Annotated in this window: 12 protein-coding genes; 8 read left to right on the top strand and 4 right to left on the bottom strand. The window is 39.7% G+C overall.

Annotated elements, in window-relative coordinates:
- Positions 1-53: 53 nt before the first annotated feature.
- The 7 genes from FQ085_RS05105 to FQ085_RS05075 all read left to right on the top strand — a co-directional run bounded on the left by FQ085_RS05105 (position 54) and on the right by FQ085_RS05075 (position 9,849).
- Positions 54-1,517, top strand: a complete 1,464-nt coding sequence (locus tag FQ085_RS05105; protein ID WP_143039484.1) for a circularly permuted type 2 ATP-grasp protein — start codon at positions 54-56, stop codon at positions 1,515-1,517.
- Positions 1,510-3,381, top strand: coding sequence for an alpha-E domain-containing protein (locus FQ085_RS05100; protein WP_058384196.1), 1,872 nt, complete (start codon positions 1,510-1,512; stop codon positions 3,379-3,381). The genes FQ085_RS05105 and FQ085_RS05100 overlap by 8 nt, the downstream gene beginning before the upstream one ends.
- A 142-nt stretch (positions 3,382-3,523) precedes the next feature.
- Positions 3,524-4,969, top strand: coding sequence for a DEAD/DEAH box helicase (locus FQ085_RS05095; protein ID WP_058384197.1), 1,446 nt, complete (start codon positions 3,524-3,526; stop codon positions 4,967-4,969).
- Between the two features lie 248 nt (positions 4,970-5,217).
- Positions 5,218-5,784: a 3D domain-containing protein gene (locus tag FQ085_RS05090; protein WP_058384198.1), complete on the top strand. Its 567-nt coding sequence runs from the start codon at positions 5,218-5,220 to the stop codon at positions 5,782-5,784.
- A gap of 254 nt (positions 5,785-6,038) precedes the next feature.
- A complete protein-coding gene (locus tag FQ085_RS05085) occupies positions 6,039-7,565 on the top strand; it encodes a phytoene desaturase family protein (protein WP_058384199.1) in 1,527 nt (508 codons plus the stop codon).
- Positions 7,562-9,019: a phytoene desaturase family protein gene (locus FQ085_RS05080; protein ID WP_058384200.1), complete on the top strand. Its 1,458-nt coding sequence runs from the start codon at positions 7,562-7,564 to the stop codon at positions 9,017-9,019. The genes FQ085_RS05085 and FQ085_RS05080 overlap by 4 nt, the downstream gene beginning before the upstream one ends.
- Positions 9,016-9,849, top strand: coding sequence for a phytoene/squalene synthase family protein (locus FQ085_RS05075; protein ID WP_149456073.1), 834 nt, complete (start codon positions 9,016-9,018; stop codon positions 9,847-9,849). Before FQ085_RS05080 ends, FQ085_RS05075 begins: the two co-directional genes overlap by 4 nt.
- 305 nt (positions 9,850-10,154) lie before the next feature.
- Here FQ085_RS05075 and FQ085_RS05070 read toward each other — a convergent pair whose 3' ends face one another.
- From FQ085_RS05070 to FQ085_RS05055, 4 genes are read right to left on the bottom strand one after another with little or no spacing between them, the layout of a single operon-like run.
- Positions 10,155-11,648, bottom strand: a complete 1,494-nt coding sequence (locus tag FQ085_RS05070) for a phytoene desaturase family protein (protein ID WP_149456072.1) — start codon at positions 11,646-11,648, stop codon at positions 10,155-10,157.
- Positions 11,645-12,748, bottom strand: coding sequence for a glycosyltransferase family 2 protein (locus FQ085_RS05065; protein WP_149456071.1), 1,104 nt, complete (start codon positions 12,746-12,748; stop codon positions 11,645-11,647). Before FQ085_RS05065 ends, FQ085_RS05070 begins: the two co-directional genes overlap by 4 nt.
- The gene (locus FQ085_RS05060) at positions 12,748-13,422 is read right to left on the bottom strand and encodes a lysophospholipid acyltransferase family protein (RefSeq protein ID WP_149456070.1); all 675 of its coding nucleotides are present in this window, start codon (positions 13,420-13,422) and stop codon (positions 12,748-12,750) included. The genes FQ085_RS05065 and FQ085_RS05060 overlap by 1 nt, the downstream gene beginning before the upstream one ends.
- Entirely contained in the window at positions 13,419-14,168 is a 750-nt protein-coding gene (locus tag FQ085_RS05055) for a carotenoid biosynthesis protein (protein ID WP_058384205.1), read from the bottom strand. The genes FQ085_RS05060 and FQ085_RS05055 overlap by 4 nt, the downstream gene beginning before the upstream one ends.
- 499 nt (positions 14,169-14,667) lie before the next feature.
- Here FQ085_RS05055 and FQ085_RS05050 point away from each other — a divergent pair, with 499 nt between their 5' ends.
- Positions 14,668-15,510 (top strand): MurR/RpiR family transcriptional regulator, encoded by an 843-nt coding sequence (locus FQ085_RS05050; RefSeq protein WP_058384206.1) that lies wholly within the window; start codon positions 14,668-14,670, stop codon positions 15,508-15,510.
- Positions 15,511-15,566 lie beyond the last annotated feature (56 nt).

The raw sequence follows: 15,566 nt of genomic DNA, 5'->3' as shown, positions 1-15,566 counted from the left end.
TTTTTTCTTTCTTATTTTATCGGAATATTCGAAAAACGAAAGGGGATGCTAGCTTGTTTAAAACTTATTCAACGGGCGCATTTTTTGATGAAATGTTTACGCCATATGGAAAACCAAAATCACATTACCGAAATTTCTTTGACGTCCTTCAAAGATTTTCAGAAGAAGAGCTGAGAGAAAAGCATGAAACAGCTCAATTGTCTTTTTTAAGGCAAGGAATTACATTCACTGTCTACAACAATAACGTGGGCACTGAAAGAACCATGCCTTTTGATTTTGTTCCCATTATCATTCCTTCTGAAGACTGGGAAGTGATTGAAAAAGGAATGATTCAACGAGCGGAAGCACTCAATCAATTTTTGGAAGATGTCTATCATGACAAACGGATTCTTCAAGATGGAATCGTTCCGAGAGGACTAGTCGAAGACAATCCCTATTATTACGATGAACAAATAAAGGGAATTGATATTCCGTTAAAAAATCATATTTTTTTAGCGGGCATTGATTTGATTCGTGATGAGAATGGAAAATACCATGTGCTTGAAGATAATTTACGCAATCCGTCTGGCTTGTCTTATGTCTATCAAAACCGTTATGTCATGCGTCAAGTCTACCCCGAATTTTTTGCCAGTCAGTCAGTTCACACCCTCGAGCACCAATTGTCTCATTTGCATCAAGCGATATTAGATCATGCACCAGAATCAAGAAAAGATAAGGCTTTTGCCGTTTTGTTGACACCTGGTATGTACAACTCTGCCTATTACGATCATGTCTTTTTGGCTCAACAGATGGGAATCGATTTAGTAGAAGGCAGGGACCTTATTGTTAAAAAGAATATTGTCTATATGAAATCGATGAGAGGGTTAAAGCGTGTCGATATTATTTATCGTCGAATTGATGATGATTATTTAGATCCTGAAGCATTTTTGGCTCACTCTGCTTTGGGCGTTCCTGGTTTATTGCTGGCTTATAGAAAAGGCAATGTGGCGATTTTGAACGGTATTGGCAATGGTGTGGCAGACGATAAAGCGATATACGCTTATGTTCCGGATATGATTCGCTATTATTTGAACGAAGAGCCGATCATTGACAATGTAAAAACGTATTTACTCGATAGACCTGAAGAACGGGAATGGGTTTTAGAACATCTAGACGAATTAGTAGTCAAAAATGTAGGGTCTTCAGGTGGCTACGACATGTTAGTCGGACCACATGCATCTAAAGAGCTAATCGAAGAATTCCGAGAAAAAATTATTCAATCCCCTCATCAATATATTGCTCAACCTACGATTAAACTATCTAGAGCTCCTGCATACCAAGGAGAAGAATTTTATCCATGCCATGTTGATTTGAGAGTGTTTGTGATCCGAGGGGTAGATACACAGGTTATGCCGGGCGGACTATCCCGTGTTGCTTTGAAAAAAGGATCGCTTGTCGTCAATTCTTCACAAGGCGGTGGCGGAAAAGATACATGGGTATTTAAGAAAAGAGAAGAGGAGGGGACTCCTAATGCTTAGTCGTGTAGCGAATTCGTTGTATTGGATGTCAAGAAATGTTGAACGAGCGGAAAATAATGCGCGAATTTTAGATGTTCAATTATTACGAATGATCGAAGCTTCTGACGAAGAACTAGTCGGTGGCAGTGATTGGAAACTTATTTATGAAATTTGTGCTTCAACAGAGACAATGGAACAAATCAAATCGATGCCTAGTTACCAAGAAGATCAGCTTGTTTATTATTTAGCGATGGAGAAAAGTAATTTTAATTCTGTTGCAAGCTGTGTAAAAGTTGTCCGTGAAAATGCAAGAATTAGCAGAGATCATATTCCTGATGACTACTGGGAAGCTTGGAATCGCTGTTACTTAATGTTAAAGGAAATGGATCAGCAAAGCTGTACAGTTCAAGAAATGCGTTTATTTCTTGAACAGGTCAAGTTAACGTCATTGATTACGCAAGGAATCGTTGAATCTTCGATGCCGCGTGGTGTTCCTTACCAAATTATCAAAATAGCCAAATGGTTGGAACGCGCAGAAAAAACAGCACGTATTTTAAATGTCGTTTGCGAGCGAACAAGAGAACGGTCGGTAGAAACCCAATCGGAAGATTACTATTATTGGCTAGCTGCTTTACGAATGACGAATGGGTACAATGCTTATTTAAAAATGAATCCACCGCAGATGAAGCCAAAGAGAGTGTTGGCGTTTTTGATTGCGAATACTGATTTTCCGCGTTCGATTCGTTATTGCCTTGCGCACGTTCGTCAAGCAATTGATGAATTGGAAGGTGGGAAAATTTCTCATTATTCATGGGAACTCTATGCAAAATTAGATCAGTTGCAAGAGGAATTTAAAGAAATTAGTATAGATGAGCTAAGCTCGGACGAAATTATGGATTTTCTAAACGACTTCCAAAATGGCTGTAATGAAGTGGGACACATTTTTTCGAAAACCTATTATTTAAGCGATTCTGAGATAAACTCTGTAGAGTCCAGCCAATCACAAAGCATGGGCGCGAAAGGAATAACATCTATGAAATATAAAGTTGAACATACGAATGTTTTCGAGTATGAAACTATTGTTGATCAAAGCATGAATTCAATTCGGTTAAAGCCAAGAACCGATGAATGTCAGCGACTTTTATCTTACCGTGCCGACATTACACCTGCTTCTTTGACGAAAGAACATATCGATATTTGGGGCAATCACGTGGAAACATTTTTTATTGCTGAGCACCATCAACATCTTGAAGTCAAGACAACATCAATTGTCAGCATTCAAAAAAGTCCGTTTATTCACAGAATTGATTACTCACCAGAAATGAATGCTATTTTTCATTCGCAATTATTCGGTGAGCATTATTTAGCGTTTTTGAGTAATACAGCATATACCTACTTAACCGTGGAGCAAATGAGTCAAATCGATCGTGAACTTGGAATAATGAAGAATCCAGTGCAATATGCAATTGATGTAATGGAATACATTCATCAGCATTTTACGTACGATGGCGAATCTACGACTGTCGATACGAAAGCGGAAGAATCTTTTAACCTTAGAAAAGGTGTTTGTCAGGATATTACGCACGTGATGTTAGGGATTTTGCGTTGCAAGCACATACCGGCGCGTTACGTTAGTGGCTATTTGTATGTAGGCGAAAACTCTGCACTAGTGGGTGATGCTGCGAGTCATGCATGGGTAGAGGTAATGGTGCCGGGCATCGGTTGGGTCGGTCTAGATCCTACTAATAATGTGGAAGCGTTGGAAAGCCATATTCGGGTTGGTGTTGGTCGGGATTATAACGATGTCAGCCCGGTTCAAGGGGTTTACCGTGGGGGAAGCCAATCGTTGGATGTTAAAGTCTCAGTGAGCCTTATGGATCAGTAGTAACTCTTGTGCCACACGATTTTTACTGTTATTAGTAATTGACGAAGCTGGATAAAACTTAATAATCGTTTAACTGCAGAATTTTCTAATCCGTGCGATAATAGGAGAACCTGAAATTTTTGAACGGAGATGGAGAATGATTATGAACATTAAAAAGTTTAGTGAGTACGGAGTAAGTGAACCAATTGTAAAGGCTCTTGAAGGACTGGGCTATACAGAACCGACAGAAGTCCAAAGTAAAGTGATTCCTGTAGCATTGTCAAAGACTGACCTAACGGTAAAGTCGCAAACAGGAAGCGGTAAAACAGCAGCGTTCGGAATTCCAATCTGCGAACTAGTTGACTGGGAAGAAAACAAACCGCAAGCATTAATTTTGACACCAACGCGAGAATTAGCAGATCAGGTAAAAGAAGATTTAACAAATATCGGCCGCTTTAAACGCATTAAAGCGGCGGCAGTTTATGGTAAACAGCCTTTTGCTTATCAGCAGGCTGAACTCAAGCAAAAATGTCACGTCGTCGTTGGAACACCGGGCCGTGTTTTTGATCATATTGAACGTGGAACATTGAACTTAGAGCGTATAGAGTACTTGGTTCTTGATGAAGCGGATGAGATGCTGAATATGGGCTTTGTCGAACAAGTAGAGGCTATTATCAACAAATTGCCGAAGCAGCGCACAACCATGCTGTTTTCAGCGACTTTGCCTGAAAATGTAGAAAAACTGCAGAAAAAATACATGACTGATCCCAAGCATATAGAAATTGCTGCCACTGAAAGCTTAACAGCTCAAATCGATCATTCGTTATTTGTTGTTGCTGAACAGAAGAAGTTTTCGCTGTTACGTGACGTAACAATTGTTGAAAATCCGGATAGCTGCATCATTTTCTGTCGCACAAAAGACAATGTCGATTTTGTCATGGAACAATTGGAAAAGCATTATTATACTTGTGATAAATTGCACGGTGGTATGCTTCAAGAAGATCGTACAGCAGTCATGAACGATTTTAAGCGTGGAGAATTCCGTTACTTAGTAGCGACAGATGTTGCAGCACGCGGAATTGATATTGACAGTATTACGCACGTCATTAATTATGACTTGCCAATGGAGAAAGAAAGTTATGTGCACCGTTCAGGACGTACCGGACGTGCGGGTAAAACAGGAAGAGCGATTTCGTTTGTAACACCAAACGAAGATAAATTTCTTGCGGAAATCGAAGATTATATCGGATTTGAAATTCCGCGTAGAACAGCTCCTTCAGTTAATGATGTGGATCGTGCAATGCCTGCGTTTACTGAGAAGCTTGAAAGCCGTCCAAAACTCAAAAGAAATAAAAATGAGCAAGTGAATAAAGATATTCTTAAGTTGTACTTTAATGGGGGCAAGAAAAAGAAACTTCGTGCTTTTGATTTCGTTGGAACTTTGACGAGCATTCCGGGAGTGACAGCTGAAGACATTGGAATTATTAAGATTCAAGATACAGTGACGTATATTGATATTTTGAACGGCAAAGGCCCTATGGTGCTAAAAGCGATGAAAGATAAAACCATAAAAGGAAAGACACTCAAAGTGCACAAAGCAAATAAATAAGTAGCAACCACAGGCATTTAAAAGTCTGTGGTTTTTTTATTTTCCTGGAAATAAAATTGCTGTGTAACATATGAAATAGTTAAAAAGTCTTTTTATATACCATTATTTAGGCTAAAAAATATGTCTATACAATACTTATGTCACAAAATGAATTCTTATTGTAATGGAATATGTTCTTTATTGTTACACGTCTGTAATATTGCCGTGCTATTTTGGTTGTACTTAGAAAAAGCAAAGGGGATAGCGGATTGAAAAAACTATTAATCGTATTGAGTTTTGCACTGGTTTTATTCCTAAGCACTTCGATTGTAAGTTCAGCTGCAACTAATGTTTACACAGTAAAAAGTGGGGACACATTATATAAGATTGCGAAAACACAGAAAGTATCGGTTAGTAATTTAAAGATTTGGAATGGCTTAAAATCCAATACAATCCATCCAAAACAAAAACTCAAATTGAAAAAAACAACAGCAAAGCCAGCTTCTAAAAAACAGACTCCATCACGTGCTACGAGTGGATCGGTAAAAAAAGAGTTTACAGTTAGTTCAACAGCCTATACAGCATATTGCAAAGGGTGTTCAGGAGTGACAAGAACTGGACTTAATTTAAAGAAGAATCCTGGACTAAAAGTTATCGCAGTAGATCCGAAGGTCATTCCGCTAGGGACGAAAGTTCATGTTGAAGGCTATGGCTATGCGGTTGCTGGGGACACGGGCGGCGCTATCAAAGGTAAAAAAATTGACGTTTTCATCCCAACTCAAAGCAAAGCACTTAAGTGGGGACGCAAAAATGTAAAAATAAAAATACTTAACTAAAAAAACTCCGACTCATTTTCATGAGTCGGAGTTTTTTTAGTTAAAAAGAGGTGTCACTTGATATTCAATCCGTGTTTTACAAAAATACAATTACAGGTCGTTCTCTTAAAATGGGTTTATCTACTTGAGCCGCACATTGAAAAGATCAAAAGAGGGTAAACTCAAATAAATAGTCTTTTATTAACTTACACGGTATAATATTTGTATAGTAAATGTAGAACTTTTAGGGTGATTCGAAATGGAGGGCATCTGTTATGCCGGAAAAAATGATTGTCATAGGAGCTGGACCAGGCGGTTTAGCTGCAGCTATGCTACTGGCCAGTAAAGGCTATCAAGTAGACGTCTACGAAAAACAACCATGGGTCGGAGGCAGAAATGCCGAACTGCGCCTTGGTGACTTTACCTTTGATACAGGGCCTACTTTTTTAAGTATGTTGCATTTGGTAGAAGAACTGTTTGAAGCTACTGGACGCGACTTAAAAGATTATATGGATGCAGTTGAGTTGGATCCTATGTATGAGCTGATTTTTGAAGATCAAAATTTGATCATGACACGGAATAATCAAGAGATGAAGAAACAAATAAATGAGAACTTTAAAGGTGATGGAGACGGATATGAACGTTTCATGAAAGAAACAGGGAAAAAGCTAGAAGCCTTATCGCCTATGTTGCAATCGAAGATGGACAGTTATTTTGATATGGTTCACCCGAAAGTTTTAAAAGCTCTTCCAGAACTTGAAGTAAACAAAACTTTGTACGACGTATTATCTCGCTACTTTAAAGATGAACGGATGAAAATGGCGTTTGCTTTTCAATCGAAATACTTAGGAATGTCGCCGTGGGAATGCCCTGGTGCTTTTTCAATTCTTTCCTATATGGAACATGCTTACGGCATCTACCATCCAATTGGTGGAGTCAATCAATTATCACAAGCGATGGCAAAAGTGGTAGAAGAATTAGGTGGGAAAATTCACACGAGTACGGGTGTAAAGAAATTATGGATTGAAAATCGCAAAGTTAAAGGCGTAGACCTTGAAAATGGTGAGCGTAAAATAGCGGACGAAGTAATCATTAATGGGGATTTTGCTCACGCGATGAACAATTTAGTGGAACCGGGGATTCTGAAAAAATACACACCTGAAAAATTGGCAAAGAAAAAATATTCTTGCTCAACATTTATGTTGTATTTAGGATTGGATAAAAAATACGATCTCTCTCATCACACAATTGTATTTGCAAAAGATTACAAAAGAAATGTTGAAGAGATGACGAAGTCTCGTATTCTTTCAGCAGACCCTTCGATTTATGTGCAGAACGCTAGTGTCACTGATCCGACCTTGGCACCAGAAGGGAAATCAGCGCTCTATATTTTAGCACCTGTGCCTAATAATTTTAGTGATATTGGCTGGGAAAATGAACAACATGCGTTCCGAGAATTGGTATTGGATACGATTGAAGAGAAAACGGAATTTAAAGACTTGAGAAATCATATAGAAGTTGAAAAAATGCTGACACCTATGGGTTGGCAAGAGGATTATTCAGTTTATCAAGGAGCAACATTTAACCTTGGACATCAACTAACTCAAATGATGGTATTTCGTCCTCACAATAAATTTGAAGAATTAGGGAATTGCTGGTTGGTTGGTGGGGGAACTCATCCAGGAAGTGGGTTGCCGACTATTTTGGAGTCTGCGCGCATAACAGCTAACGGCATTCTTCAGCAACACGGAAAAACAGGAATACCAATTTTACCTCTACCTAAAATGGAGGGATTTGCATGAAAATAGCTATGGTCGGTGGTGGCGTCGGTGGTCTGATGGGCGCTTTATATTTATCGAATATGGGATTTGACGTTACTATTTTGGAAAAAGAGAAGAAGCTGGGCGGTCGCTTAACTTTCGTAGAAAGAGACGGTTTCAAAGTAGATCAAGGTCCAACCATCGTCTTATTACCTGAAATGTTTCAAGAACTACTCCAACAAGCAGGGATTCAAGCAGAGGATATCGAATTGTTATTATGTGATCCACTTTATTCAATTCGTTTTCCAGATGGTACGGTGTATACCAAGTACCCAGATATTGATCGTCAGTTACAAGAAATCGAAAACGTCTTTCCAACTGAAAAAGAAGGATTTCTTCGATTTATCTCAGAAGGGCGTGAACGTTTTAAAATTGGCAAGTCCTCATTTTTAGAACATTCATTTGTAAAAAAAGCCGATTTTTGGACAGCGGGAAATATAAAAAAACTATTAAAGCTAAAACCTCACCAGTCTGTTAATAAGCTGATGTCGAATTACTTTCGGGATGAACGGTTGCAATTAGCGTATTCCTTACAATCTTTGTATATCGGTGGAGATCCCTTTCGTGCTCCAGCGATGTATGCTCTTGTTCCTTTTAGCGAACATGAACACGGAGTGTATTATTTAAAAGGTGGCTACGGTAGCTTGATTCCAGTTCTGGAAAAAGAATTACGAGCACGTAATAACGTCACGATTAAAACAGAGAGTTCAGTACAACAAATCGTCACAGAAAATCAGCAAGCAAAAGGAATTGAGACGGCAGAAGGCTTTGAAGCATTTGACGCGATTGTTTATAACGGTGATTTTCCAGGTATCGAAAAAATAGTGCCAGCGCAGAAAAAACGAAAGTACACAGCTTCTTCAGGATGTGTCTTGTTGTATTTTGGACTAAATAAGGTTTATGAAGAAGGCAATGTGCATCAATTTTTCATGGGTGATAGCTATGAAGATCATATGGATGATGTATTCGTGAAAAAGCAGAAAACGGAAAATCCGGCCATCTACACCTTCCATCCATCGAAAATAGATGATTCGTTGGCTCCAGAAGGTAAAGGTGTTCTTTATGTATTGGTTCCAGTACCTTCAGGAACAGATATCGACTGGGCAAACGATAGCGTCTGGATTGACAAAATTATTGATCGCATGGAGAAGTTAGCTTTTCCAAATTTCCGAGAAGCAGTCGAGTGGATGGAAATTCGGACGCCTAAAGAAGCAGAAGCTTTTGGTTTGTTTAAAGGAGGCAGTTTTGGAATCGGTCCGACTTTGTTCCAGTCAGGCGTTTTTCGTCCTCAAGTCAAACCATTTAAGACAGATCATTTGTATGCAGTTGGTGCCTCAGTTCATCCAGGAGGAGGAATACCGATTGTCATGCAAGGTGCAAAACTGCTAGCAGAGCAAATACAAAGCGATTTTGCAAAGGAAAGGGGCAACGCATGATGGACTTAAAAGATGCTTATACCTCCTGTGAAAAAGTTATTGCTATGCATTCGAAAAGTTTTTATAAAGCTTTTTCTTTATTGCCAAAGGAAAAGCGTAAAGCTGTCTGGGCCGTTTATACGTTTTGCCGTACAGTTGACGACATTGTCGACGAAGGACTAAATTCAAAAGAAGAGCTCGAGCAATTCAAGCACGATTTTAATGAATTCATAGAAGGCGTTTATGATTCTGAAAATCCGATGTGGGTGGCGCTTGCTCACGTATTCGAAAATTATGAAATGGATGTCGAGGCATTTTTAGGGTTGATCACGGGGCAAGAAATGGATTTGACGATCAACCGCTACCGAACGATGGAAGAACTGTTGAACTACAGTTATCACGTGGCAAGTACAGTCGGACTGATGCTGCTGCCAATTTTGGCGCCAGGTAAAACAGCCGTTCTAAAAGAAGGTGCTATTTCTCTTGGCTATGCTATGCAGATAACCAATATTCTCCGTGATATCGGAGAGGATCTAGAGATGGGTAGAATCTATTTGCCGGAAGAAATTATGCATAAATACGAACTGGACGAAGAGGAGCTGCGATCTGGAATTGTGAGTCCGCAATTTATTGCTGTTTGGGAATGCTTAGCAGACGAAGCTGAATTTCATTATAAAAAAGCGTTTGAAACAATTCAAGACTACCCATTGTCTTCAAGAGTTCCAGTCAAAGGGGCAGCACTCGTATACCGGGAAATCCTTTCGACCATCCGCTTGAAAGAATACAATGTCTTCAGCGAAAAGCATTACGTACCAGACAAATCAAAACAAGCAATCCTAGCTTGCTTGTAAAAAGAAAAGCGCAAGCACCCGTGTAGCTCTGCCGGGCATAAGACGATCTGGCGAAGCGGCGCACTTTGCCGCACAGCAGGAGTCATCGATTGAAAGAGAGCGCAAATCATGAAGACAATGACTTGCAACCAAACATGTAGTGTAGTTTCTTTTAATGAAACAGGCAGCGATGAGGCCATAGGGAAATCAGGCTCATAGTGACGCTATGAACGAACTAGATAAATTCTCTAGAAAAAAGACACGTAAACACAAGTTTTTACCTTGTGTTTACGTGTCTTTTTTTATCTTTAGGTTATGCAGGTATGTCACTTTAACGAAACCCTTTTTTTAGAAGCTGAAATGATTTTTTCGGCGACGTTCAGTCCGCTTAACACAACCATTGGCGATCCACCGCCGGGATGAGTACTTCCACCGACGAAATAGAGATTTTGAATATCACGACTAGCATTAGCGGGGCGCAAAAAGGCATCTTTTCGCTTATTGGAAGAAGGACCGTACAAAGCTCCGCGGAATGAACCGAATTTTTCACGAATAAAAGTAGGGGTGAAAATTTTTTCTTCTGCTAAATAGCTACGAATGTCGACGCCATAGCTGAACAAGAAGTCATAAATACGTTCCTTGTAAGCTTCAGGATCAATTTGAAGATGTCCTTGTTTAGTCAGTGCAGGTGCATTGACTAAGATAAACAGGTTGTCGCCATCTGGTGAAACGGAAGAATCCGTATAGGACGAGTTGCTAATATAGACAGTGGGTTCGTCGCTATATGCAGAAGCCTCAAATAAATCGCTAAACTCTTTTTGATAATTCGATGAGAAAAAAACATTGTGGTGCTTCAAAATATCGAGTCGTTTAGTTAAACCGACAGTTATAACGAATGCCGATATTGATGGTTCGAAAGCTGCCACTTTCGCATCGGATAAAGAAGGACGTTTTGCTTCTTCAACTAAAGCGGGAAACGCTGATAATAAGTCTCCATTTAAAATAACCAAATCAGCAGCAACGTGGGTACCATCTGCAAGTTCAATGCCAACTGCTTTTTTATCAGCTGTTACTATTTTTGCAACCTCTGTACCGGTATGCAATCGAGCACCTGATTTTCTAGCAACAGCAGCAAAAGCATCCGCAATTCCGGTATTTCCACCTTTTGTATAGTAGACACCTTCAACCAATTCCAAATAGGCGATCATGGAAAAAGTGGCGGGTGCCCGGTAAGGTGAAGAACCAATATATGTGGCATAGCGGTCAAATGCTTGAACTAAGTAAGGGTCGGTGAAGTAGCGCTGGAAAAAATGATGCATGGACTCTGCTGGGCGTACTTGTAAAAGCGCAAAGCCAAGAGAAGGTGATAAATAATCACGCCAGGATTGGAACGTTACCGGAAAGAAATAGCGCTTTGACAATGCATATAAGCGACTGATTTCTTTTATGAAAGCCTTGTATTTTTCAGCGGCTACAGGGTCAAAGCTTTGAAGCTGGTAAATCATTTGTTGTTGATCGTTAGTAAAGTCAAATGCACGACCATCAGGGAAATGATTGCGAGTATGAACTTCTAACGGAATGAAGTTCAGGTAATCTTGTGGACTTTCGCCAGTCTGTGAGATGACACTATTGAAGACATCTGGCATTGTGATAGTATTTGGACCAAAGTCAAAATGATAACTTCCCAGTTTAACGGGCATAAGTTTGCCACCAAGATGATTGTTTTTTTCAAAAAGTTCTACATCGAACCCTGCATGGGCAAGCGTTACTGCGGAAGAAAGTCCACCCAATCCGCCACCGACTATAACGATTTTTTTCATGAATAATGCCTTCCTTTCCACGAATAAGGCTGTTTTTTCAAGGATTTTCGCATCGATTCCACCAATACGGCAAGCATAGCTGCTGCTTGAAGGGGAATCAGGAAAGACAAGTACCAACGTTGGTTGGTGACCATGTCTACGTACCAGCGCTGAACAACTGTCAACGCGTAAGGGGCAATCCACCAGTAAGAGCCACTCAATCCGCCGTAAATAGCTAAAAATGGAGGGAGAACGTAAAATATCGAATAAAATAAGATAAGAAAGAAGGCCATTAGCGGAGAGCGACCGATTCCTGCATAGCTATTTTTAAGAAATCCTTCCCACACTTCAGCGTTCGTCTCATACATTCGACATTTTACTGACATCGTAATATTCGCTAACACCACACTAAAGCCGTGAGCTTTTACTTGACGTGCGATATGAACATCCTCGACTAGCGAATCACGAACAGCAGCATGTCCGCCAATTTTTTCGTAACTGGTTCTTTCAAACATCATCCACATGCCGTTAGCTGCTGTAGCCGCTTTGAATTTAGTGTAATTGGCCAGTGCAATCGGCAAGTGGAATAAAATTACAAAATGTAGCATCGGTACGAGAAGCTTACTTAGAAAAGGAGTGACATCAAAAGCCGGAAAGCCAGTGAGCAGTTGCGTACCTTTTCGCTGCATTAACGCCAGTGACTGCTCAATGGCTTGTGGACGAAAACGAACGTCAGCATCGACAAACAGTAAATAGTTTCCAGAAGCGGCGAGTTGCAATTGGTGACAAGCGTGCACCTTTCCAACCCAACCTACAGGCAATTCGTTGCCTTGTAAAATAGTGAAACGGTCGTCACCAGCGATTGTGCGCTCCAACTCCCTTTGCGTGCCATCCGTCGATTGATCATTTAGGACAATAAATTCCATACGGCTGTAAGAGGAATTCTTTAAGGATTTTATAAGAATTTCAACATTGCGCTCCTCGTTTCTCATGGGAACTAAAACGGATACCAAAGGCTCAGCTGAAAGTTTTGGATGTTTAGACAGAGCTGGAAGAAACAAACGATTGATAATAATCCAGGCTAGGAAAAATAAATGGATTCCGATATAGCTAGCCATCATCATTTTCTTCTTCTTCCGAGAGAATAAAATGTTTCGCTGTTTTCGCTGATTACTGTATTTCTTAAGGAATCAAGTTGTTCTGTGGAAAGTTGTTGAAGATAAAGCGTTTTTTCTTTGCGTGTCATATGTTCAAGCGTACTCGCTCGTATCGGTTGGTGCTGTTGAATCCACAGCTCGGGTTTTTGCTGATGTCCAAAAGAGTAATAGAAACTGAGTGGCACAATAGGGACTTCTGGACAATGTTCTATTAAGTAAGCGGCTCCTGCTTGAAAAGCGAGTGGCCTTGTTTCGAGATGAAATTCATCGCCTTGAGGAAAAAGAACGACGGACTTTCCTTGCTTTAGTAATGCTTCAGCGTATTGAAGCGAAGTCAAAATTTCTTTGGGCTTTTGACGATTAATAGAAAATGCTCCAAGGTAGCGAAAAAAAGAATGTTTTTTAAGCCCTTCTTCGTGCATCATCATATGAATATCGTGATGCCAGACTGTACGGTTTAAGTAGAAAAAAACAAGTCCGTCCCACCAAGAACTATGGTTAGCAATAAACAAAACGGGCTTATCCGGTATCGGCTTTACTCCTTGTCCAAGTATCCGAGAAAAGGAAAACCGGATGAGCGGCGCCAAATACATCGTGAATCCTGCCTCAAATAAAGCCGATTTCTTCGCGCTAATCATACAGGTTTCCTCTTCCAAGCAAGCAAGACAATCGCAGCAGTCAAGCAAGTGGTTAAAATAGCAGCTAAGGTTAAACCACCGATTGCGCCAAGCATGACGAACATGGCAATCATCAATACATAGAGAAGAACCATCCGTTTTTCAGCTAAGTTGCTAGTAATGATCATCTTTCGTTTTTTCATCATCAAGTCGATAATCAGATGAAGAACGAATGCTACGACAAACCAACCAAAGAAATTAGTCCAAGGAATATCATAATAGAGTCCGGTATCAGCCCAAATCCAATATTGTTTTATTTGATAGGCTACTGGATCAATAATCAAGTCAATAATTACAGCCCCAATGCCTCCAACAATGGCATACACTAAGCCACCGCTCGGAACAATCCAACGCGCTACGACATGGGTGGTTGCCATGACCATTAACCAAGCGAAACCTATGGCAATTGGAACACCGAATACATTGGGGGCAAAACGATCTGTGTAATCATAAGAACCAAATAAGAACCCACTGTCCGAACCTGCCCATTCCACAATAAATGTTGAAAAGAATACAAAGACGCCGAGCACAGAACCACCAACAACACCAAAACGTTTAAGGAAATACAAAAAGCCTAATGTACCAGCTAAAATCAAAAAGAATGCATTGGCCCATTCAAGCCAAGATGGCAAAATGTCAAAGCCGAGTAAAATGATGCCGCAAACATACCAAAAGATAAAAAGTTTAAATATCCGATTTTCCCACACGATAAACAGCCCCTCAATAAAATGACTTATACAAATATTATACAGGAGAGAAAGAGAAATACGAAAAGAACCGATGCTAGATAGAAAAGAGCAGTGGATTTTTCCTATGAATTGTCTAAAGAAGCCTAATCTTTGAAGAGGATAATTAGACATAATAGTTATTTGTCAGGGACATTGCTCTGATATAACTATTCTGTAAACGAACCTTTAAAACAATAATCTAGGCCTTTTTGGCATTAAAGCGAATGCTATTCCACTTTTTATCTTGTATCAACTGTTGTTTTCGCAAAACTGATGTAAGCAATCAAACTAAAAAAAACTAAATTTTTTGTTTTGAATGAGTGTATCTATTCCTTTGCGGGCGGCTATTTATGCATGTTTATAAATAATCTGAGAAAATAATTTCTGTAGAATTTTCTGTAAACTATTGCAGGTTTTCCTGCATGATAGTATACTTTAGAGAGTAAATGAGTGTGTTCTTCAAGTGGAGGCGTTAAATATGCAGGATTTACTGCGAAGTATTTCTAATTCTTATCCAGATTTTAGTTCAGGCCAAAAAAAGGTGGGTGATTTGTTTTTCAAAGAGCCTATTTTCTTAGCATTTTCTACTGCTCTTGAAGTCGGCAAGCGAGTCAATGTCAGTGAATCGACGGTAATTAGGTGGACGCAAAAACTTGGATACAAGGGATATGCAGAATTTCAACAAGTTGTGCAGCGGAAACTAGCTGAAGAACGTCTGGAGAAAGCGGAGCAGAATACCCCAGAACCTGTTGATGATCAGTCTTTTTTGGAGAATTTACTGGACGCAGACATTTTGAGTATCGTCAAACTGAAGAAATCGATAAATGAGGAGAAACTGCTTCAAGTTGTCGACAAAATCAGTCAAGCAGATCAGATTTATGTAACTGGCAATTTTTTTGATTATGGGATAGCCCATTGGTTCGCTAATTGGCTGAACCTGGTACTTGGTCATACGGAAACAATGTATCCTTCGACTGGAGAATACTATACGCAGCTATCGAAATTGAAAAAAGGAGATTTGGTAATTGCCTTTGTTTTTCCGCGATATACCCGAATGGTTATCGATACATTAAAAACTGCTAAAGCACAAGGAGCTGAAGTTATCATTTTGACTGATTCAAATGATTCTCCAGCGATGTCTTATGCAGACTACGCACTGACTGTATCCGTTAATTCAAATTTGAATATTGATTCGTATACTTCTGTCCATGCACTTTTAACTTCGATCATGCGGTTTGTTTACGTTAAGGAGCATGCAAAAGTGAATGGTAATTTAGCAAAAGTGGAAGCAGTCTATAAAGATCGAAATCTTTTTATTTAATCGTATTCAATTTACTGGGAATTTCCGGAACGCCTTGGCGATTTGGTCAACTATAA

Source organism: Planococcus sp. ANT_H30 (assembly GCF_008369335.1).
Taxonomy (GTDB): Bacteria; Bacillota; Bacilli; order Bacillales_A; family Planococcaceae; genus Planococcus; species Planococcus kocurii.
This window is presented reverse-complemented; position numbering and strand designations above follow the sequence as displayed.

What these genes read in the sequence shown, in the direction of transcription:
- FQ085_RS05070 (WP_149456072.1), bottom strand. Translation starts at nt 11,648, where the DNA reads ATGAAAAAAATCGTTATAGTCGGTGGCGGATTGGGTGGACTTTCTTCC.
- FQ085_RS05060 (WP_149456070.1), bottom strand. Translation starts at nt 13,422, where the DNA reads ATGATTAGCGCGAAGAAATCGGCTTTATTTGAGGCAGGATTCACGATG.
- FQ085_RS05065 (WP_149456071.1), bottom strand. Translation starts at nt 12,748, where the DNA reads ATGATGGCTAGCTATATCGGAATCCATTTATTTTTCCTAGCCTGGATT.
- FQ085_RS05075 (WP_149456073.1), top strand. Translation starts at nt 9,016, where the DNA reads ATGATGGACTTAAAAGATGCTTATACCTCCTGTGAAAAAGTTATTGCT.
- FQ085_RS05095 (WP_058384197.1), top strand. Translation starts at nt 3,524, where the DNA reads ATGAACATTAAAAAGTTTAGTGAGTACGGAGTAAGTGAACCAATTGTA.
- FQ085_RS05080 (WP_058384200.1), top strand. Translation starts at nt 7,562, where the DNA reads ATGAAAATAGCTATGGTCGGTGGTGGCGTCGGTGGTCTGATGGGCGCT.
- FQ085_RS05050 (WP_058384206.1), top strand. Translation starts at nt 14,668, where the DNA reads ATGCAGGATTTACTGCGAAGTATTTCTAATTCTTATCCAGATTTTAGT.
- FQ085_RS05085 (WP_058384199.1), top strand. Translation starts at nt 6,039, where the DNA reads ATGCCGGAAAAAATGATTGTCATAGGAGCTGGACCAGGCGGTTTAGCT.
- FQ085_RS05100 (WP_058384196.1), top strand. Translation starts at nt 1,510, where the DNA reads ATGCTTAGTCGTGTAGCGAATTCGTTGTATTGGATGTCAAGAAATGTT.